This window comes from Caballeronia sp. SL1002 (genome assembly GCF_057814995.1).
In genome coordinates this window covers 70162-91297 of record NZ_JBYMUW010000002.1, presented here as the reverse complement: position 1 = coordinate 91297, position 21136 = coordinate 70162, and the positions used below count along the sequence as shown (strand labels likewise).

Annotated in this window: 19 protein-coding genes; 1 reads left to right on the top strand and 18 read right to left on the bottom strand. The window is 63.6% G+C overall.

The features are described from left to right. The first annotated feature begins 6 nt into the window (after positions 1 to 6). Positions 7 to 501: a DciA family protein gene (locus AC3D25_RS03345; protein WP_488887067.1), complete on the top strand. Its 495-nt coding sequence runs from the start codon at positions 7 to 9 to the stop codon at positions 499 to 501. A gap of 56 nt (positions 502 to 557) precedes the next feature. On the opposite strand, the gene lpxC is transcribed toward AC3D25_RS03345, so the two are convergent. The 18 genes from lpxC to coq7 all read right to left on the bottom strand — a co-directional run bounded on the left by lpxC (position 558) and on the right by coq7 (position 20945). Continuing rightward, on the bottom strand, positions 558 to 1475 hold the full coding sequence (gene lpxC, locus AC3D25_RS03340) for a UDP-3-O-acyl-N-acetylglucosamine deacetylase (RefSeq protein ID WP_488887066.1): 918 nt from the start codon (positions 1473 to 1475) through the stop codon (positions 558 to 560). Positions 1476 to 1743: 268 nt separating this feature from the next. Further along, complete coding sequence (locus AC3D25_RS03335; RefSeq protein ID WP_488887065.1) at positions 1744 to 2247, bottom strand: peroxiredoxin; 504 nt, start codon at positions 2245 to 2247, stop codon at positions 1744 to 1746. Between the two features lie 270 nt (positions 2248 to 2517). Beyond that, positions 2518 to 3711 carry a cell division protein FtsZ gene (gene ftsZ / locus AC3D25_RS03330; protein WP_488887064.1) on the bottom strand — a complete coding sequence of 398 codons (1194 nt, stop codon included), beginning with the start codon at positions 3709 to 3711 and terminating at the stop codon, positions 2518 to 2520. A 133-nt stretch (positions 3712 to 3844) separates the two neighbouring features. Continuing rightward, positions 3845 to 5077, bottom strand: a complete 1233-nt coding sequence (gene ftsA, locus AC3D25_RS03325; RefSeq protein WP_488887063.1) for a cell division protein FtsA — start codon at positions 5075 to 5077, stop codon at positions 3845 to 3847. 27 nt (positions 5078 to 5104) lie between these two features. Next, complete coding sequence (locus AC3D25_RS03320; protein ID WP_488887062.1) at positions 5105 to 5857, bottom strand: cell division protein FtsQ/DivIB; 753 nt, start codon at positions 5855 to 5857, stop codon at positions 5105 to 5107. A gap of 9 nt (positions 5858 to 5866) precedes the next feature. Beyond that, positions 5867 to 6808, bottom strand: coding sequence for a D-alanine--D-alanine ligase (locus tag AC3D25_RS03315; protein ID WP_488887061.1), 942 nt, complete (start codon positions 6806 to 6808; stop codon positions 5867 to 5869). Positions 6809 to 6840: 32 nt separating this feature from the next. Then, positions 6841 to 8235 carry a UDP-N-acetylmuramate--L-alanine ligase gene (gene murC, locus AC3D25_RS03310; RefSeq protein WP_488887060.1) on the bottom strand — a complete coding sequence of 465 codons (1395 nt, stop codon included), beginning with the start codon at positions 8233 to 8235 and terminating at the stop codon, positions 6841 to 6843. Between the two features lie 3 nt (positions 8236 to 8238). Further along, positions 8239 to 9366 (bottom strand): undecaprenyldiphospho-muramoylpentapeptide beta-N-acetylglucosaminyltransferase, encoded by a 1128-nt coding sequence (murG, locus tag AC3D25_RS03305; protein WP_488887059.1) that lies wholly within the window; start codon positions 9364 to 9366, stop codon positions 8239 to 8241. Further along, positions 9363 to 10664, bottom strand: a complete 1302-nt coding sequence (gene ftsW, locus AC3D25_RS03300; RefSeq protein ID WP_488887058.1) for a putative lipid II flippase FtsW — start codon at positions 10662 to 10664, stop codon at positions 9363 to 9365. Before ftsW ends, murG begins: the two co-directional genes overlap by 4 nt. Further along, entirely contained in the window at positions 10661 to 12169 is a 1509-nt protein-coding gene (murD, locus tag AC3D25_RS03295) for a UDP-N-acetylmuramoyl-L-alanine--D-glutamate ligase (RefSeq protein WP_488887057.1), read from the bottom strand. The genes ftsW and murD overlap by 4 nt, the downstream gene beginning before the upstream one ends. A gap of 27 nt (positions 12170 to 12196) precedes the next feature. Continuing rightward, the gene (gene mraY / locus AC3D25_RS03290) at positions 12197 to 13366 is read right to left on the bottom strand and encodes a phospho-N-acetylmuramoyl-pentapeptide-transferase (RefSeq protein ID WP_488887056.1); all 1170 of its coding nucleotides are present in this window, start codon (positions 13364 to 13366) and stop codon (positions 12197 to 12199) included. A 15-nt stretch (positions 13367 to 13381) separates the two neighbouring features. Further along, a complete protein-coding gene (locus AC3D25_RS03285; protein ID WP_488887055.1) occupies positions 13382 to 14797 on the bottom strand; it encodes a UDP-N-acetylmuramoyl-tripeptide--D-alanyl-D-alanine ligase in 1416 nt (471 codons plus the stop codon). Beyond that, positions 14794 to 16323 (bottom strand): UDP-N-acetylmuramoyl-L-alanyl-D-glutamate--2,6-diaminopimelate ligase, encoded by a 1530-nt coding sequence (locus tag AC3D25_RS03280; RefSeq protein WP_488887054.1) that lies wholly within the window; start codon positions 16321 to 16323, stop codon positions 14794 to 14796. Before AC3D25_RS03280 ends, AC3D25_RS03285 begins: the two co-directional genes overlap by 4 nt. Beyond that, positions 16320 to 18164: a peptidoglycan D,D-transpeptidase FtsI family protein gene (locus AC3D25_RS03275; RefSeq protein ID WP_488887053.1), complete on the bottom strand. Its 1845-nt coding sequence runs from the start codon at positions 18162 to 18164 to the stop codon at positions 16320 to 16322. The genes AC3D25_RS03280 and AC3D25_RS03275 overlap by 4 nt, the downstream gene beginning before the upstream one ends. Further along, the gene (gene ftsL / locus AC3D25_RS03270) at positions 18161 to 18505 is read right to left on the bottom strand and encodes a cell division protein FtsL (RefSeq protein ID WP_488887052.1); all 345 of its coding nucleotides are present in this window, start codon (positions 18503 to 18505) and stop codon (positions 18161 to 18163) included. The genes AC3D25_RS03275 and ftsL overlap by 4 nt, the downstream gene beginning before the upstream one ends. Next, entirely contained in the window at positions 18502 to 19455 is a 954-nt protein-coding gene (gene rsmH, locus AC3D25_RS03265) for a 16S rRNA (cytosine(1402)-N(4))-methyltransferase RsmH (RefSeq protein ID WP_488887051.1), read from the bottom strand. Before rsmH ends, ftsL begins: the two co-directional genes overlap by 4 nt. A 16-nt stretch (positions 19456 to 19471) precedes the next feature. Beyond that, positions 19472 to 19900, bottom strand: coding sequence for a division/cell wall cluster transcriptional repressor MraZ (gene mraZ / locus AC3D25_RS03260; protein ID WP_488887050.1), 429 nt, complete (start codon positions 19898 to 19900; stop codon positions 19472 to 19474). Between the two features lie 409 nt (positions 19901 to 20309). Then, positions 20310 to 20945 carry a 2-polyprenyl-3-methyl-6-methoxy-1,4-benzoquinone monooxygenase gene (coq7, locus tag AC3D25_RS03255; protein WP_488887049.1) on the bottom strand — a complete coding sequence of 212 codons (636 nt, stop codon included), beginning with the start codon at positions 20943 to 20945 and terminating at the stop codon, positions 20310 to 20312. Between the last annotated feature and the right edge of the window lie 191 nt (positions 20946 to 21136).

Genomic DNA, 21136 nt, shown 5'->3' with positions numbered 1-21136 from the left:
TACGACATGAGCCGATTTTCGCCGATTTCAAGGCCGCCGCCGCAACGCTTCAACCCGCGCAAGCCGCAGGCGATCGCCGACGTGCTCGGTCGCACCGACGCGTTTCAGGCATTGCGCGCGGGCGTCGAGCAAATCGCGGCGCTTCAGCGCGATTTGTCGGCGCTGCTGCCGGATTATCTGGCGTCGAGTGTCGAGCCTGGATTTATCAAGGATGGCGTTCTGGCGCTGTTTGCCGGCCATAACGCGCTGGCCGCGCGTTTGCGGCATATCGAACCGCGTCTGCTCGCCGATCTGCAACAGCGCGGCTGGGCGGTCGAATCGATCCGGATCCGCGTGCGCCCGCAATCGATGAAGGAAGCCGTGCCGCCGAAACAGGCGCGCATGTCGGCGGCCGGCGCCGACGCGCTTCAGACGCTCGCCGAGACGCTCGAACCCTCGCCACTGCAAGAAGCGCTCGCCAAAATGGCGGCGCGTCACGCCGCCAAGCACCAAAAAAAATGAGCGGCGCATCGCGCGCCGCTCATTGTTCAAATCAACTTTTCCTACTTCGGACCGAGTTACGCAAAGGCCGTTTGCGTATCGAACGCGAAGCCGCGAGGCGCCTTCTGCGTGTCCTCAAAAGTGACAATTTCATACGAATTTTCATGCGCTAGCAGCTCGCGCAACAACATGTTGTTCAGCGCGTGGCCGCCCTTGTAGGCGGTGTACGACGCGAGCAACGGATGACCGATCACGTAAAGATCGCCGATCGCGTCGAGCATCTTGTGCTTCACGAACTCGTCTTCGTACCGCAGACCGTCGTTATTCAGGATGCGGTATTCGTCGAGCACGATGGCGTTATCCATGCTGCCGCCGCGCGCCAGACCCATTTCACGCATCATCTCGACCTCGTGCGCAAAGCCGAACGTGCGCGCACGCGCGATTTCGCGAACGTATGACGTATTCGCGAAATCTACACTCAGCGCCTGGCCAGTTTTATCGACGGCGGGATGGCGGAAATCGATCGTGAATTGCAGTTTGAAGCCGAAATACGGTTCGAGACGCGCGAATTTGTCGCCTTCGCGGATTTCGACCGGCTTCGTCACCTTGATAAATTTCTTCGCGGAATTCTGTTCTTCGATGCCCGCCGACTGGATCAGAAACACGAACGACGCCGCGCTTCCGTCCATGATCGGGATTTCCTCGGCCGTGACATCGACATACAAGTTGTCGATCCCGAGTCCCGCACACGCCGACATCAAATGTTCGATGGTCGAAACGCGCGCGCCGTCTTTCTGAAGGACCGACGCGAGCCGCGTGTCACCGATCGACAGCGCCGAAACCGGAATGTCCACCGGTTGCGGCAGGTCGATACGCGCGAAGACGATGCCGGTATCGGCCGGCGCGGGACGCAGCGTCAATTCCACCTTGCGGCCGGAATGCACGCCGATACCCACGGTCTTCACTACGGTTTTGATTGTTCGCTGCTTCAACATAATTTTTTTCGCTTCGATTTGAATTCCCTATTAAGAGAATTAATCGTGAATTTGTATTCAATAGCGGTAAGTATACTCCATCCGCTACCCGTCGTCTTGCCAGGGCGTGTGTCAGTCTGTTTCGCCCTGTTACTCTCGTAAGCCGCAATCCGCGAGAAGCAGAACGGGCCGATGACCGGAATGGAGGCATTTCCGGTCATCGGCCCAGGTCGCAACCGATTGCGAAGGCGTCCGTATGTTGCGTTGCCGCAACACGACGCCGGTGCGATCAGCGCAACGTCGCCAGCATGCTTTCGGCGTCGCTGACTTCGAACTTGCCCGGTGCTTCGACGTGCAGCGTCTTGACCACGCTGTCGTCGACCACCATGGCGTAGCGCTGGGATCGGATTCCCATGCCGCGCTCAGACAAATCCTGATCCAGACCGAGTGCCTGAGTGAAACGCGCGGCGCCGTCGGCGATCATCATGACCTTGCCCGAGGTCCGAAGATCGCGTCCCCACGCATTCATCACGAATGCGTCGTTGACGGACACGCACCAGATTTCGTCGATACCGGCGGCGCTAAACCGCTCTGCTGCATCGACAAAGCCCGGCACGTGCTTCGCGGAACACGTCGGGGTGAACGCGCCCGGCAATCCGAAGATCACCACGCGCTTACCCGCCGTCCGCTCGCGCGCCGAGAACCCGTTCGGTCCCACGGCGCAGCCTTCGCCCGCCACCTCGATGAACTCGAAGAGGCGTGCATCCGGCAACGTTTCGCCCACTTTGATCATGCTCGATCCTTCCCTTGTCAGTGCCGTCATCACACTAGCGAAGCGGCTTTTCAAAACGTGCACTCGCGATGCGATCGGCTTCGAATCCGCCCAGATTCCGCGGCTTTCGCGGAGGTCGGCTGGCCACGGCCCGGCGTCCTGAAGAGACGCGGCCTTGGACAGTCGCCCCGGCAGCCCGATCGCTCACATTACGCTCTCCGTTGGACCTGACGCAGTACGCCGCGCCACGCTCCCGCCAGATTGCGTGCAACACGTTTCTTAAGCCTTCGCTTAGTCGGCTTGCTTGCGCAGGAACGCCGGGATGTCGTAGGTATCGACGCCCTTTTCCTGCAATGCCTGCACATGCGATGCCGCCGTTTCACGCGAATTGCGCCACACTGCCGGCGTATCGAGTTGACCGTAATCCGTCGAGCTCGATTGCTGCGGTGCGTAGCTGTGCTGTGCGTGCGCGATCGGCGCGTTGTCCGTGCCGGTACGCAGCAGCGTCATCGGAGCGGCTTGTTGCTTCTTCGCCGCGCGGCCGAGACCCGTCGCCACCACCGTCACGCGCAGGGCGTCGCCCATTGCATCGTCGTACACCGCGCCGAAAATCACGGTCGCATCTTCAGCAGCATAGCTCTTGATCGTGTTCATGACTTCGCGCGTTTCCGACAAACGCAGCGAACGGCTCGACGTAATGTTCACCAGCACGCCGCGCGCACCCGACAGATCCACGCCTTCCAGCAGCGGGCTTGCGACCGCCTGTTCAGCCGCGAGACGCGCGCGATCGACGCCGGCAACCGTCGCCGTGCCCATCATCGCCTTGCCTTGCTCGCCCATCACCGTCTTCACGTCTTCGAAGTCGACGTTGACCAGACCGTCGACGTTGATGATTTCCGCGATGCCGGCCACTGCGTTGTTCAGGACGTCGTCGGCGCACTGGAAGCACTTGTCCATTTCGGCGTCGTCGCCCATCACTTCGAACAGCTTGTCGTTCAGTACGACGATCAGCGAATCGACGTGATCTTCCAGTTGTTGCGAACCGGCTTCAGCCACGCGCATGCGGCGGCCGCCTTCGAATTCGAACGGCTTGCTGACGACACCCACCGTCAGAATGCCCATTTCCTTCGCGATCTGCGCGACGACCGGTGCCGCGCCCGTGCCCGTACCGCCGCCCATGCCGGCGGTGATGAACACCATGTGCGCGCCGCGCAGTGCATCGGCGATCCGCTCGCGCGCGTCTTCCGCCGCGGCCTTGCCCATGTCCGGCTTGGCGCCAGCGCCCAGACCCGTGTTGCCGAGCTGGATCACGGTCGTGGCGCGCGAACGTGCGAGCGCCTGCGCGTCCGTGTTCATTACGATGAAATCGACACCTTGCACGCCGCGATTGATCATGTGCTGCACTGCGTTACCGCCTGCGCCACCAACGCCCACGACCTTGATGATCGTTCCGTTGGTTTCCGTTTCCAGCATTTCGAAATCCATATTGCCTCCGTCAAGAATGAAAATCGGCGTTATTCGGCAAGAGATCGGGCAACCCCTTGTCGCGCGCCAGCCGCCGGCACCAGCGCGTATTCGGATTCTGCGAATTCGTTAAAACGCGTGCTTAAAGCGAGTCTTAAAAATTACCGAGGAACCAGTCCTTCATGCGCGTGAAAACCTGTCCCATCGAGCCGTTCTGCACGGCGACCTTGCGGCCGCGCATACGCTGCGAACGCCCTTCGACGAGCAAGCCCATCGCGGTCGAATAGCGCGGATTGCGCACGACATCCGCGAGACCGCCCGCGTATTCCGGCACGCCGATCCGCACCGGCTTCAGAAAAATGTCTTCGCCGAGTTCGACCATGCCGGGCATCATCGACGCACCGCCGGTCAGCACCACGCCGCTCGACAGCAATTCCTCGTAGCCCGACTCGCGCACGACCTGCTGCACGAGCGAGAACAGTTCTTCCACGCGCGGCTCGACCACCGCCGCGAGCGCCTGGCGCGACAGCGTGCGCGGTCCGCGCTCGCCGAGTCCCGGCACTTCGATCATTTCGTCCGGATCGGCGAGTGCCTGCTTCGCGATGCCGTAGCTCACCTTGATATCCTCGGCGTCCGGCGTCGGCGTGCGCAGCGCCATCGCGACGTCGCTCGTGATCTGGTCGCCGGCGATCGGAATCACGGCCGTGTGGCGGATCGCGCCTTCACTGAAGATCGCGATGTCCGTCGTGCCGCCGCCGATATCCACCAGCACGACGCCGAGTTCCTTTTCGTCTTCGGTCAAGACAGCCAGCGACGACGCGAGCGGCTGCAGGATCAGATCGTTCACTTCGAGCCCGCAGCGGCGCACGCACTTCACGATGTTCTGCGCTGCGCTCACCGCGCCCGTCACGATGTGGACCTTCACTTCGAGCCGGATGCCGCTCATGCCGATCGGCTCGCGCACGTCTTCCTGGCCGTCGATGATGAATTCCTGCGTGAGGATATGCAGCACCTGCTGATCGGTCGGGATGTTGATCGCCTTGGCCGTTTCGATCACGCGCGCGACGTCCGCCTGCGTGACTTCCTTGTCCTTGATCGCGACCATGCCGCTCGAATTGAAGCTGCGGATGTGGCTGCCGGCGATCCCCGTGAATACGTTGGTGATCTTGCAGTCGGCCATCAGTTCCGCTTCTTCGAGCGCGCGCTGGATCGACTGGACGGTCGCCTCGATATTGACGACCACGCCCTTCTTCAACCCTTTCGAGTCGTTCTGGCCGAGCCCGATCACTTCGTAGTGGCCCTCGCCCTTTAGCTCGGCGACGATCGCCACCACCTTCGACGTCCCGATGTCGAGGGCGACCAGCAGGTCTTTGTAGTCTTTGCTCATAGCGTGCTCAGTGCCTGTGATGTCTGCTTACTTCTTCGCTTTGTCGGTGTCGCTGATGAAACGCATGCCGGCGGCCCGTATCGCAAAGCCGTTCGGATAGCGCAAATCCGCGTATTCGATGTCATTTCCCCACCGCCCCGTCACCGATGACCACGCCGACACGAAACGCCGGCTACGATCCAACAACGTGTCCTGATTGCGCTCGCGTCCCAGTTCGATCTGCGTACCGTTCGAGAGCTTCACCGTCCACGCGAAACGCGGCGACAAGATCACCTCTTCCGGATGCGCGTTAAGCGGCGCGAACCACTTCGTAAAATCGCGATACCGTGCGACCACGTCTTTCGCCGATCCTTCCGGCCCGTCGAACGCGGGCAAATCGTCGTCCAGTTCGCCCTGGTTTGCCGTGAACAGGTCGCCGTCCACGCTCACCAACTGGTCGCTGCCCCAGGTTCCGAGCGGCTTGAACTCTTCCAGCGTCACCGCCAGCGCATTCGGCCAGACACGCCGCACGCTTGCGTGACGCACCCACGGCATCTGCTCGAACGCGCTCCTCGCCGTATCGAGATCCACCGTGAAAAAATTGCCCTTCAACTTCCCGACCACGCTCGCGCGGACCGTCGGCGAATTGATGTGCGCCGTGTCGCCGTCGATCTGAATCTCGCGCAGACGAAACTCCGGACGCTGAATCGCCCAGTAACCCGCCGCGCCCAGCAGCACGGCCACCAGCAGCAGATGCAGCGCGTTGGCGGCCAGATTGAGCTGTCGAACGTTGTTCCACATGGCGCGCGCTCAGTCCTTCAGCGTCAGCGACAACACCTTCACCACCAGGTCCCGGTAGCTGATCCCGACCGCGCGAGCCGCTTTCGGCGGCAGCGAGTGGTCCGTCATACCGGGTGCCGTGTTCACTTCCAGGAAATACGGATTGCCGTCGGCGTCGAGCATGAAATCGGCGCGGCCCCAGTCGGTGCAGCCGAGCACGTCGAACGAGCGCCGCGCCAGTTGCTTCATGCGCGCTTCCTCGGCCTCGGTCAGACCGCACGGAATCAGGTATTGCGTGTCGTTGGCGATGTACTTCGCGTGATAGTCGTAGAACTCGCCCGCCGGAACGATGCGGATCACCGGCAGATCCAGATCGCCCGCGATACAGCACGTGTACTCGCCGCCACCGTCGATACTCTTTTCCGCGAGCACCATCGTGTCGTACTTCGCCGCTTCGGCGAGCGCCGGCGCGAGCGTTTCGGCGCTCTTCACCTTGATGACCGCAACGCTCGATCCTTCGCTCGCCGGCTTGACGAAGAGCGGCAGCCCGAGCTTCGCGATGATCGCGTGCGCGCGCGCTTCGTAGTCGTCGCCGCGCATGACGAGTTCGAACGGCGGCGTCGGCACGCCGGTCTGCTGCCATACGAGCTTGGTGCGGAACTTGTCCATGCCGAGCGCCGAACCCAGCACGCCGCTGCCCGTATAGCGGATGCCGTAGAAATCGAGCGCGCCCTGCAACTGCCCGTTCTCGCCGTAACCGCCGTGCAGCGCGATAAACGCGCGCACGAATCCTTCGTCCTTCAGTTCCGACAGCGGACGCTCGGCGGGATCGAACGGATGGGCATCGATGCCCGCCTCGCGCAGACCCTGCAGCACGAGTGCGCCGGATTTCAGCGACACCTCGCGCTCGGCTGTTTCGCCGCCCAACAGCACGGCCACACGGCCGAAAACCTTGGGATCAGTTGCGTTCACGTTTTTGCTCACTGCGTCAGTCATGTCAGTTGTTAAAAGCTTGTGCTCTGGGTCAGCCGTCCACACACACCGCCGATGGAACCCGCGCCCATCGTGATCACCACATCGCCATTGCGCGCCAGCGTCGCGATCGCGTCCGGCATTTCATCCACGGTTTCCACGAACACCGGTTCCACCTTGCCCGCGACACGGATCGCACGCGCGAGCGCGCGGCCGTCGGCGGCGACGATCGGCGCTTCGCCTGCCGAATACACTTCGGTCAGCACGAGTGCATCGACGGTGGAGAGCACCTTCACGAAATCTTCGAAACAATCCCGCGTGCGCGTGAAGCGATGCGGCTGGAACGCCAGCACGAGGCGTCGGCCCGGGAACGCGCCGCGCGCGGCCGCGACCGTCGCGGCCATTTCCACCGGGTGATGACCGTAATCGTCGATCAGCGTGTACGCGCCGTCGCCGTTATTCGCGTTGACTTCGCCATAGCGCTGGAAGCGGCGGCCCACGCCGTTGAACTCGGCGAGCGCGCGCTGGATATCGGCGTCGGCGACTTCGAGTTCGGTCGCGATCGCGATGGCGGCCAGCGCGTTCTGCACGTTGTGCACGCCCGGCAGGTTCAGCGTGATGTCGAGCGGCGCGGCGTCTTCGCGCAGCGTCGTGAAGTGCATCTTGCCGTCGCGCGCTTCCACGTTCACCGCGCGCACCTGCGCTTCGGCGCCGAGGCCGTAGCGGATGATCGGCTTCGAGACGAACGGCAGGATTTCGCGCACGTTCGGGTCGTCCACGCACAGCACCGCGATGCCGTAGAACGGCAAACGGTGCGTGAATTCGATGAACGCCTGCTTGAGCCGCGCGAAGTCGTGGCCGTAGGTATCCATGTGATCGGCGTCGATATTCGTGATGACTTCGATCACCGGGAACAGGTTCAGGAACGACGCGTCCGACTCGTCCGCTTCCGCGACGATGAAGTCGCCCGTGCCGAGCCGCGCGTTCGCGCCCGCGCTGATGAGCCGCCCGCCGATCACGAAGGTCGGATCGAGCCCGCCCGCCGCCAGCACGCTCGCGACCAGCGACGTGGTCGTGGTCTTGCCATGCGTCCCGGCAATGGCGATGCCCTGTTTCAGCCGCATGAGTTCGGCAAGCATGACGGCGCGCGGCACGATCGGAATGCGGCGATGGCGCGCGGCCAGCACTTCCGGATTGTCCGAGCGCACGGCGGTCGATACGACGACCGCGTTCGCGCCCTCGATGTTCTCCGCCTGATGGCCGATCGCCACCGTTGCGCCGAGTTCGGTCAGCCGGTCGGTCACGCCGTTGCGCGACAGGTCCGAGCCGCTCACCTGATAGCCGAGGTTGAGCAGCACCTCCGCAATCCCGCTCATGCCCGCGCCGCCGATGCCGACGAAGTGAATGTGTTTGACGATATGTTTCATGGCTTAATCTGTCTCCCGCGCTAAAACGCTGTCCCGCATGCCGGCTACGTCGGCGCACACCTGGGCGACGCGTTCAGTCGCGTCGGGTTTTGCCAGTTCGCGGGAACGCTCGGCCATTTCTGCGAGCGAGGCACGCGTCTGGCTGCGCAACCAGCCGGCGAGTTTTTCCGCCGACAAATCGCGTTGTTGTATCAATTGCGCCGCGCCGTTCTTTTCCAGAAACGCGGCGTTGGTGGTCTGGTGATCGTCCACGGCGAAAGGGAACGGCACGAACAGCGCCGCGACGCCCACCGCCGCAATTTCCGACACGGTCATCGCACCCGAGCGGCAGATCACGAGATCGGCTGCCGCGTAGGCGCTCGCCATATCCTCAATGAACGGCACGAGCTGAAGATCCTCGCCGCGCTGCAGACCGGCTGCCGCGTAGTTCGCCTGCAATGCGTCGATATGCTTCGCGCCCGCCTGATGCACGATGCGCGGACGCTGCGCCGGATCGAGCAGAGCCAGCGCTTTCGGCACCGTTTCGTTCAACGCCGCCGCACCCAGACTGCCGCCAACAATCAGAACATTGAGCGACCCAAGACGCGCGGCGTAGCGTTCTTTGGGTGGCAATGCGCGCGAGAGTTCCGCACGAATCGGATTTCCGGTCCATTCAGCGTTCGGCAGCGCGTTCGGGAACGCGACGAGCACGCGTTTCGCCAGATGCGCGAGCACTTTGTTCGCCATGCCCGCGATCGAATTCTGTTCGTGCAGCACGAGCGGGCAGCCGGAGAGCTTCGTCATCAGGCCGGCCGGAAACGTGATGTAGCCGCCCATGCCGAGCACGACGTCGGGCTTGACGATGCGCAACACGCGCAGGCTTTGCGAACATGCGCGCAGCAGGTTCACCGGCAGCATCAACTTGGTCTTGATGCCCTTGCCGCGCACGCCGCCAAAGCGCACGTATTCCATCGGAATGCCGTGCTTCGGCACGAGCGTCGCTTCCATGCCCGCCGCGTTGCCGAGCCACACCACACGCCAGCCGCGCGCCTGCATCCAATGGGCGACCGCGAGCCCCGGGAACACGTGCCCCCCGGTGCCGCCGGCCATCACCATCAGCGTGCCTGCGCCGCTTGCGCGCGATCCGGTCATACCTTTCCTCCGCGCATCAGCACCCGGTTTTCGTAGTCCACGCGCATCAGCACCGCGAGCGCGACACAGTTCAGCAAAATGCCCGAACCGCCATAGCTCACGAGCGGCAGCGTCAGACCCTTGGTCGGCAGGAGGCCGAGATTCACGCCCATGTTGATGAAGGTCTGCGCGCCGAACCAGATGCCGACGCCCTTCGCCATCAGTCCCGCGAACGTGCGGTCGAGCGCGAGCGCCTGACGGCCGATCTCGAACGCGCGCCGCACGATCCAGTAAAACAGCAGGATCACGACGATCACGCCGACAAATCCCAGTTCCTCGCCGATCACCGCGAGGATGAAGTCGGTATGCGCTTCCGGCAGGTAGTTGAGCTTTTCGACACTGCCGCCGAGTCCCACGCCGAACCATTCGCCGCGCCCGAACGCGATCAGCGAATGGGTCAGCTGGTACGCCTTGCCCTGCGCGTAACGGTCGTCCCACGGATCGAGGTACGCGAAAATCCGCTCACGGCGCCACGGCGAAAGCCACACGAGCATCGTGAACGTGCCCACGGCGGTGAGCACGAGGCCGCCGAACAGCTTGCCGTTCACGCCGCCGAGAAACAGCACGCCCATCGCGATCGCCGCGATCACCATGAACGCGCCCATGTCCGGTTCGAGCAGCAGCAACGCGCCGACAAAGCCCACCGCGACCGCCATCGGCAAAAAGCCGCGGCCGAAGCTGTGCATGAATTCTTGCTTCCGCACCGTGTAGTTCGCCGCGTAGATGGTCACGGCGAGCTTCATGATTTCCGACGGCTGCATGTTCGTGATGCCGAGCGGAATCCAGCGGCGCGCGCCGTTCACGCCCTTGCCGATGTGCGGAATCAGCACGATCACCAGCATGAAGAGCGAGAGCATGAAGAACTTCGGCGCGTATTTGTCCCACGCCGAGACCGGAATGCGGAATGCGATCACCGCGCCGACCACGGCGGTGGCGACGGAAATGAGGTGCCGCACGAGAAAGTGATAGTCGCGGTACTGCGCGTATTTGGGCGAATCGGGCATCGCGATGGACGCCGAGTACACCATCACCACGCCCAGGCCCAGCAACGCGATCACGACCCACAACAGCGAGTGATCGTAGTCGAGCATGCGCGAGCGGATCGGCTTGACGCCGTTCACCGCGCTCGAGATACCGCCCGCGCGCTCTTCCACGCGCGCGCCGATCCGGCTCGTGCGGCCGCCGAGCGCCGCGCTGTCGTTGGCGACGGCGTTGCGCTGTCCCGTGAGTTTCGATCCAATGCGTTCGGACCAGCTCATAGCATCACTCCCCGCTCGGCGGCGATTTCTTCGACCGTGCGGCGAAACACGTCCGCGCGATGTGCGTAGTTCCTGAACATGTCGAGGCTCGCGCACGCGGGCGACAACAACACGGCGTCGCCGGCACGCGCGGCTTCCGACGCGGCGCGCGTCGCGGCTTCGAGCGTCGCGTGATCTGCGAGCGGCACGCCGGTTTCCGCGAGCGTCTCGCGAATCGCGGGCGCGTCGCGGCCGATCAGCATCACGGCGCGGCACCAGCGCGCGACGGGCGCGACGAGCGGCGCGAAGTCCTGCCCCTTGCCGTCGCCACCGGCGATCAGCACGATTTTTTGCGCGAGGCCATCGAGCGCCGCGACGGTCGCGCCGACGTTCGTGCCTTTGCTGTCGTCCACATAATCGACGCCGTCGATCTGCGCGATTTCTTCCACGCGATGCGGCTCGCCGCGATATTCACGCAAGCCGTGCAGCAGGGCCGCGAGCGGCAAGTTGATCGCGCGTGCCAGCGCGAGCGCGGCCAGCGCGTTTGCCGCGTTGTGCAGACCGCGGATGCGCAGCGCGTCGGCGGGCATCAGGCGCTTCGAAACCAGCGTCGGTTCGGCGGCCACGTCGCTCTTGCGGCGGCGCGTGGGCGCGGCTTCGTCGCCGGCGTCGCGGTCGTGCGCCTGCACGAGCCACACGATGCCGTTCTCGTGCAGCAATCCGAAGTCGCCCACGCGGGCCGGTTCGTTCACGCCGAACGTCACGACCGTGCTTCCCGTGGACGCCAGCGCCATCGTGCGGGCGTCGTCGCGATTGAGCACGCGCACCGTGTTCGGACCGAACACCCGGCCTTTCGCGGCAGCGTAGGCGTCGAGGCCGCCGTGCCAGTCGAGATGGTCCTGCGTGATGTTCAGCACGGTTGCCGCGTCGGGCGCGAACGACTGTGCCGTTTCAAGCTGGAAACTCGACAATTCGAGCACCCAGACGTCGGGGAGCGCGGTGTTGTCGATGGCATCGGACAGCTTGTCGAGCATCGCCGGGCTGATGTTGCCCGCGACCGCCACCGACTTGCCCGCGCGTTCGCACAGCAGGCCCGTGAGCGCGGTGGTCGTGGTCTTGCCGTTCGTGCCGGTGATCGCGACGACCTTCGGCGCGTAGCCGTTGCTGCCGAGCGACTTCAGCGCGAGCGCGAAAAGTTCGAGTTCGCCCCACACCGGAATGCCGCGTTCCCGCGCAGCCGCGAGCAAGGGCTTCAGGTCGTCGGCGAGCGGCGACAAACCGGGGCTCACCGCCACGACTTCGATCCCGCCATCCAGCAGCGCAGGCGTGAACGCGCCGCCGACAAATTCGGCTTCGATGCGGTGAACTTCGAGTTCCGACAGGTTCGGCGGCGTCGCCCGCGTATCGGCGATGCGCAGCCGGCACCCATGGCGCGCGCACCAGCGCGCCATCGCGAGGCCGGATTCACCGAGCCCCAGCACGAGCACCATCGGACCTGGCCGATCGACAAACTTCTCGCCAAACATCGCTAACCCTTTTCCTTTGCTATTCGATCAACGCAACTTGAGCGTCGAGAGGCCAAACAGACACAACATCAGCGTGATGATCCAGAAGCGCACGACCACCTGCGTTTCCTTCCAGCCGGACAATTCGAAATGGTGATGCAGCGGCGCCATCTTGAAGATGCGGCGCCCTTCGCCGAAGCGCTTCTTCGTATAGCGGAACCACGAAACCTGCAGCATCACCGAGACCGTTTCCGCGACGAAAATGCCGCCCATGATGAACAGCACGATTTCCTGCCGCACGATCACGGCGATCGTGCCGAGCGCGCCGCCGAGCGCGAGCGCGCCGACATCGCCCATGAAAACCTGCGCGGGATGCGTGTTGAACCAGAGGAACGCGAGGCCCGCGCCACCCATCGCCGAGCAGAAAATCAGCAGTTCGCCCGCGCCGGGAATGTGCGGGAACAGCAGGTATTTTGAGTAGACCGAGCTGCCCATCACGTAGGCGAACGCGCCGAGCGACGCGCCCACGAGCACGACCGGCATGATGACGAGACCATCGAGGCCATCGGTAAGATTCACGGCATTGCTCGTACCGACGATCACGAAATACGTCAGCGCGATGAATCCCCACACGCCGAGCGGATAGCTGATTGCCTTGACGAACGGCAGCATCAAATCGGCGCGCGCGGGCAGGCCCATTGAAAGACCGCTGCGCACCCACGCCATGAACAGGTCGAACACGCGCGCGTTGTTGGCTTCCGAGACGCTGAACGCGAGGTACACGGCGGCGAACAGGCCGATCACCGATTGCCAGAAATACTTCTCGCGCGAGGACATGCCGCGCGGGTCCTTGTAGACCACCTTGCGGTAATCGTCGACCCAGCCGATCACGCCATAGCCGAACGTCACCAGCATCACGATCCACACGAAGCGGTTCGTCAGATCGGCCCACAAAAGCGTCGAAATAGCGATGCCGAGCAGAATCAGAACGCCGCCCATCGTCGGCGTGCCGGACTTGATGAGGTGCGACTGCGGGCCGTCCTTGCGCACGGCCTGACCGACTTTCAGCAGCGTGAGTTTGCGGATCACCCAGGGTCCGCAGAACAGGCCGATCATCAGCGCCGTCGCCGTGGCACCCACGGCGCGGAACGTAATATAAGTGAACACGCGCAGAAAGCTGGCGTCATTCTGAAGCCATTGCGCGAGTGCAAGTAGCATGCTGGTCCTTCTTCTTCAGTGCGCGCCGGGCGCTGTGCCCGACGCTTGTTGGTGTGGACTCGTCACGGCGTCCACCACGCGTTCCATTTTCATGAACCGCGAGCCTTTCACGAGAAACGTAGCGCCGGGTCCGAATCCGGCCTGGGTCAATGCTTGAATCAGTGCGTGCACGTCGTTGAAGTGGTGCGCATTGGCGTGCGCGGCTTCGAAGGCTTTCTTCGCGTCGAGGCTCGCATCGCCGAGCGCGAACAGCGCATCGATCCCGCGTTCCGCCGCATACGCGCCCACTTCGCGATGAAACGCGGCACCCTGATCGCCCACTTCGCCCATGTCGCCCATGACGAGCACGCGCGGCGAACTTTGCGACGCGAGCACGTCGATGGCCGCGCGCATCGAATCGGGATTCGAGTTGTAGGTGTCGTCGATCACGATCGCGCCTTCGATCGGCGCCACCGCCGCGCGCTTCACCTGCAGGCGGCCCTTCACCGGTTCGAATGCTTCGAGGCCGCGCTTGATGGCGTCGAGCGAGACGCCCGCGGCAATCGCCGCCGATGCCGCCGCCAGCGCATTGCGCGCGTTGTGCTCGCCGAGCACGCGCAACGCGATTTCAACCGGACCGAGCGGCGTTTGCGCGATGACGTTCGTGCCGACGATGCGCCCCGTGACTGCCGCTTTCGTGGTGTCGTCGGTGAGCGCGAAATCGACGATGGGATTGCCCGTCGCGGCGACGCGCCAGATGCTCGCGTATTTGTCGTCGGCGGGGAACACGGCCGTGCCGTCGGGCCCGAGCGCATGAATCACCGACGCATGTTCGAGCGCGACCGCTTCCACGGTCGCCATGAATTCCTGATGCTCGCGCTGCGCGTTGTTCACGACAGCCACCGTCGGCGCGGCGATCCGGCCGAGCACTTCGGTTTCGCCCGGATGATTCATGCCGAGTTCGATCACCGCGAGCTTGTGCGTGTCGGTCAGGCGGAACAGCGTGAGCGGCAAGCCGATGTCGTTGTTGAAATTGCCCGCCGTGGCGAGACGCGCGGACTCGCCGACAGCCGCCGCAAAGATCGACGCGATCATCTCTTTGACCGTCGTCTTGCCGTTGCTGCCGGTCACGGCGACGAGCGGGACCGAAAATCGCTTACGCCATCCGTGCGCAATAGCACCGAGTGCCGCGCGCGTGTCCTTTACCTTCAAGGCTGGCAGCGCGAAACCTTCGGGCGTGCGCGAGACCAGCGCGGCGGCGATGCCGCGGGCCGCAACCTGTTCCAGGAAATCATGCGCATCGAAACGGTCACCCTTCACCGCCACGAAAAGATCGCCCGGACCTGCCGTGCGGCTGTCGGTCGAGACGCGTTCGAACGCCGTATTTTCATCGCCGACAACGACCGCGCCGGGAATCAGCGCGGCGGCGTCGCGCAAGGTGAACATCGTCATTCGCCGCCTCCGCGTGTGTGTTGCGGGCGCGCAGCCAGTGCGAGCCTTGCATGATCCTGATCGGAGAACGCGCGTTTCTTGCCCATGATTTCCTGCGTGGCCTCGTGGCCTTTACCGGCCAGCACGATCACGTCCTCGCGGGCCGCCGTGCGGACGGCCTGGAGAATCGCGCTCGCGCGGTCTTCGATGCGGCGCGCGCGCGACGCGTCCGTCATGCCCGCGGCGATCTGTTCGATGATCGACTGGGGATCTTCGCTGCGCGGGTTGTCGCTCGTGATGACGACCTGGTCCGCGCGCTTCTCGGCGATCGCGCCCATCAGCGGACGCTTGGTCGCGTCGCGGTCACCGCCGCAGCCGAACATGCAGACGAGCTGACCGCCGCGCGCCTCGGCAATCGGACGCAGCGCGTCGAGCGTTTTATCGAGCGCGTCCGGCGTGTGTGCGTAGTCGATCACGACGAGCGGTTCGTCGTTTTGCAGGCGGCCGCCGAGTCGCTGCATGCGGCCGTTCACCGGTTCGAGTTTAGCGATCTGCGCGAGCGCGGCGGCAAGCGGAACCTCGGCGGCGAGCAGCGCGCCGAGCACGCCGAGCAAATTGCTCACGTTGAACGCGCCGAGCGTGCCGACTTCGACATCCGCGTCGCCCCAGTCGGACGCGAGGTGAAACGCGGTGCCGCTGGCGGTCGCGCGCACGTTGGTCGCGAGCAGCAACGCGTCGGCGCGCGGCGCGGGCGCTGCGGCCACGTCGATCCCGTACGCAATCGTGCGCACCTTGCCGCGCAGCGCGTCGATCAGGCGCTGTCCGGCTGCGTCGTCGCGATTGACGACGGCGGCGCTGAGCGTCGGCCATGCGAACAGACGCGCCTTCGCGGCCTCGTAGGCGTCGAAGGTGCCGTGGTAATCGAGATGATCCTGCGTGAGATTCGTGAAAATGGCGATATCGAACGCCGTGCCGTTCACGCGCCCCTGATGCAGCGCATGCGACGACACTTCCATCGCCACGGCTTGCGCGCCTTCCGCCTTGAGTTGCGCGAGCGTGCGTTGCAATTGCGGCGCGTCGGGCGTGGTGAATCCTGTCTGCACGAGCTTGCCCGGCATGCCGCTGCCGAGCGTGCCGATAATCGCGCACGGCTTGCCCAGCGCCGACAACGCGCTCGCGAGCCACTGGCTACAGGAAGTCTTCCCGTTCGTGCCGGTGACGCCGACCGTCAGCATGGATTCGCTCGGCAAGCCGTACCACGCCGACGCAATCGATCCCGCCAGTTCGTTCAGCGCGGGCACGCCCAGCGTTTTCGCGGCGTCGGGATGGCCCGCGAAACCTTCCGGCTGATAGAGCGCAACCGAAGCGCCAGCGGCGAGCGCGGTATCGATATACGGCCGGTTGTCCGCGCCGTCCACCGCATACGCGAAAAACACGTCGCCCGCCTGAAGCGAGCGCGTGTCCGCGTGCAACTGGGCCGAGGCCGGTGCATTGGCGCGTAGCCATTCGACCGCCTGCGCGATCTGCTTGTCGGGCGTCGCCGTCATCGCACGACTCCCGGATGCGTCTTCGTGTTGCTCGACACCGCGATTTTTTTCGGCGGAGTTTGCACCGGGTTCTGAGCGGGCGCGGCGGGATTCTGAGCGGAGTCGTCGTTCACGACCATCTGCTTGACCGGCATATCGGGCGGAATATTCAGCGAACGCAGCGTATCGCCGACAATCGACGAGAACACCGGCCCGGACACCTGCCCGCCGAAGTGGCTGCCGGCGGTCGGTTCATCGACGGACACCGCCACCACGATGCGCGGATTCGGCATCGGCGCCATGCCGACGAACGACGCGCGGTACTTCGAGTGATCGTAGCCGCGTCCCGCGTGCTTGTACGCCGTGCCGCTCTTGCCGCCTACTCGATAACCCGGCACCGCCGCGTCCGGCGACGTGCCGCCCTTCGCCGTCACGGTTTCGAGCATCGCGCGCACTTCACGCGCGGTGGTGGGCGAGAAAACCTGCGTGGTCACGGGCGGCTGGTCGCCGGGCGTACGGAAAATCGATACCGGCAAGATCTGGCCGTCGTTGGCGATAGCCGTGTAGGCGCGCGAAAGCTGGAACAGCGACGCCGACAAACCGTAGCCATAAGACATGGTCGCCTGCTCGATGCGCCGCCAGCTCTTCCACGGACGCAAGCGTCCGGTCACCGCGCCCGGAAAACCGACCTTCGGCGCCTGACCGAGACCGATGCTCGTGTACATGTTCCACATTTCTTCCGGCTTCAACTGCATCGCAATCTTGGTCGCGCCGATATTGCTCGACTTCTGGATCACGCCGCCGACTGTCAGCGTGCCGAAACCGGAATCGTCGGTGATGCGCGCGCCGTCGAGCACGAAAGTGCCGCCACCCGTTTCCACGAGCGTATTCGGCGTCACGCGATGCAGATCGAGCGCGAGCGACACCGTGAACGGCTTCATGATCGAGCCGGGTTCGAAGGTGTCGGTGAGGATACGGTTGCGCAACTGCTCGCCGGTCATCCGCGAGCGGTCGTTCGGGTTGTACGTGGGATAGTTGACGAGCGCGAGCACTTCCCCCGTCTTCACGTCGATCACGATTGCCGCGCCTGCCTTCGCCTTGAACTTCTCGACCGCCGCCTTCAGGTTCGTGTACGCGATGTACTGGATCTTGCTGTCGATCGACAGTTCGACGTCCGTTCCGTCGTGCGGCACGACCTGCTCGTCCACGTCCTCGACGATATGGCCCATGCGGTCCTTGATGACGCGCCGCATGCCCGGCGTGCCGGCCAGAATGTGCTGGTCGCCGAGTTCGACGCCTTCCTGGCCCTTGTCTTCAATATTAGTAAAGCCGATCAGATGCGCCGTGATTTCGCCTTCCGGATAGAAGCGCTTGTATTCGCCGCGCGAATAAATGCCGGGAATATCGAGCGCGGCCACTTTCTGCGCCACTTCCATCGGCACCTGGCGCTTCACGTACACGAACGTCTTGTCGACCGAAAGCTTCGCGCGCAACTCTTTCTGCGTCATGTCGAGCAGCGTCGCGAGCTGAGCCAGCTTGTCCGCGCCGAGATCGTTCGGCACGGCTTCGGGAATCGCCCAGATCGCCTTCACCGGCAGACTGGTAGCGAGCACCAGACCGTTGCGGTCGCGAATCTGCCCGCGCGTCGCCGGCAATTCGAGCGTGCGCTGATAGCGGCTTTCGCCCTGCTTCTTGAAGAATGCGTTGCCCGGACCCTGAATCCAGAAGGCGCGGCCCGCCAGCGCCACGAATGCCATGAACAGCATGAACACGACGAGTTTCGAGCGCCACATCGGCAGGCGCACCGAGAGGATCGGATTGGGGGTGAACGCCACACCCTTTTGCTTCGCGGATTTTTTCATCGCTTGGCTCCGCGGGCAGGCGGCGCCGACGCCGGAAGCGGCGGCGGCAACGGCGCATCGGCGGCCTTGGCGGTCGCCGGGTCGTAGGTGAGATATTGCGTGCGGCCGGTCGTCACGGGCTGCATCTTCAGGGAATTGGTAGCCAACTGCTCGATTCGCGACGTCTTCGACAACGCGCTCTGCTGATATTGAAACTGCGAGAAGTCCTGCTGAAGCTGACGCTCCTGCGACTGCGCCCGCTGCAATTCGATAAAAATCTGCCGCTGCTGATTGGTGGCGGACACGACCGACAGCGCGCATCCGAGCACGATCATCAAGAGGAAGATGTTCAGGCGGTTCATGGCGCGATCCGCTCGGCGATTCGCATCACGGCCGACCTGGCGCGCGGATTCGCCGCGACTTCCGCATCGCTCGCGAACACGCGGCCGACAATGCGCAGCGGCGGACTGGGCAAGTCCACCGCGCGAATCGGCAGCCGCCGGTCGATGGCAGGCGCACTCGCGTGTGTCTGCATGAACCGCTTCACGATTCGGTCCTCAAGCGAATGAAAGCTGATCACGACCAGCCGCCCCCCTTGCTCCAACAGCGCCAACGCTGATTCCAGAACTACTTGCAGCTCCGCAAGCTCTTGATTGATGTGAATCCGTATAGCCTGAAAGGTGCGAGTTGCCGGGTCCTTGCCCTTCTCACGGGTTTTGACGACGTGACCCACGATTTCGGCAAGCTCGCTCGTGCTGACGAGAGGCCCAAGACGGTCGGACTCTGCCCGGCGAGCAACAAGCGCCTTTGCAATCTGAAAAGCAAACCGTTCTTCCCCATAATCTCTGATCACCTCCGTCAATTCCTGCACCGTTGCCCGCGCCAGCCAGTCAGCAGCCGATTCGCCGCGCGTCGGGTCCATCCGCATATCGAGCGGGCCGTCGGCCCGAAAACTGAAGCCGCGGCCCGGGTCGTCTACTTGCGGCGACGACACACCCAGGTCCAGCAACACGCCCGACACCCGCCCTACTCCACGTTCGCTCGCCGCATCGCGCAGCGCCGCGAAACTGTCATGCACGATTGAAAATCGCGCATCCTGTATTTGTTGCGCCGTGGCGATGGCGAGCGGGTCTTTGTCGAAGGCGATCAGACGCCCCGCGTCACCCAGCTTCGTCAGCACCAGCCCGCTGTGGCCGCCCCGCCCGAACGTGCCATCTATATAGATGCCGTCGGGACGCGTCACCAGACCGTCCACCGCCTCATCCAGCAGCACCGTGCGATGCTGCAATTCGTTTCCCATCGCAGGTGCCATGTTGTTCAGCGCCGCGTCAGAAAGTGAAGTTCTTCAGCGCGTCGGGCATGCCCTGCGCCATTGCCGCCGCTTCCTTCGCCGCGTACGTTTCTGCGTCCCACAACTCGAACCGGTTGCCCATGCCGAGCAGCGTCAGGTTTTTCTCAAGCGACGCAGCCGAACGCAACTCCGGCGACACGAGCACGCGCCCGGCGGTGTCGAGTTCGACGTCCATTGCATTGCCCAGGAAAATGCGCTGCCACCACGCGGCTTCCATCGGAAGCGCGGCGACTTTCGCGCGAAAGACTTCCCACTCGGGGCGAGGAAAGAGCAACAGGCATCCATCCGGGCTCTTTGTGAGCGTGACCCGGCCTTCTGCCTGTCCTTGCAGCGCTTCGCGATAGCGAGACGGGACGGACATCCGTCCCTTCGCATCGAGCGTCAGCGCCGAAGCCCCTTGGAACACTCGCCCTCTCCTCTGTGACGTCGCCGCGGAAGCGGCGCCGGTTCTTGTCGAATATGCCGGAAAGTGAGCTTGAAATCACACTAAAAAACACTTTCTCACACTGTCTCCCACTTTAGAGGAACGCTTTTACACGGTCAATACTCGCTTCGGCTTTTTGATTAATTTTGTTTGCTAGAACAAGGACTTAGCGCACGAGCTTCAAGTGAGCTAAAAAACTGAAAATCGTTACGAATGAACGATGTAGTGGAGAGTGTGAAGGTAATACGTGAAATGATCGGGCGAAACGCGCGAATCTTAAGCGTTCTGCGAAGCGACAAGTGCGGCGGGAAGGGGAAATTCGGGGCGGGTACGACTGGTGGGAGGATCGTCCCACTTTAGCGAGCGGGACGACCGTGCGAAACCGGACAGATCAAATGTAATAAGCCGTGCGCGTCATGACTTTCGATGCCGCCCGCATCAGCGCGCGCACGGGAAACGGCATCTCGACGCCTCCCGCATCCGTCGCCGCGCTGGCGTGCGCGCTCTCGTCGGCGCGCATTTGATCGACGATCGCGCGCGACGCCAGATCGTTCTCCGGCAACGTCTTCAAATGCCCGTCGAGATGCTGCTCGACCTGACGCTCCGTCTCCGCCATGAAACCCAGACTCGTGCGATCGCCGAGACGCCCGGCGAAGAACCCGAGCGCGAGCGCGCCGGTGTACCACAGCGGATTAAGCAGGCTCGGCCGCGAATCCAGCTCCTTGAGACGCTGCGACGTCCACGCGAGATGATCTTCCTCCTCGCGTCCGGCGCGCTCGAAACCTTCCTTCACCGAAGGCGTGCGCGTCGCGAGTTTTTGCGCCTGATACAACGCCTGAGCGCAGACCTCGCCGACGTGGTTCACGCGCATCAGCGCTGCGGAATGGGCCTTTTCTTCGTCGGTGAGTTCGGGCACTTCGCCGAAAGCCGCCGGCACGTCCGGTGTCGGAACGGGCCGCGACATGCGCGTCACGCCGACGATCGAACGAAGCCCGCGATCGAATTCGGTGATCAGTTCGTCCAGCATATCCGGCACCTCCTCATTTGAAATCCTTGGGCGTTCCCTGTCGGCCACGCGAGCAAACCAGGCAACACGAGTCGCGATAACGACCAAAGCGGGATTTTAGCGCATGCTGCAAAAAGGTCACAGGAGGCGTCCACGGTGCGACTCGCCAATAAAAAAGCCTTCGTGCCGTTTGGTTCGGCACGAAGGCTTTG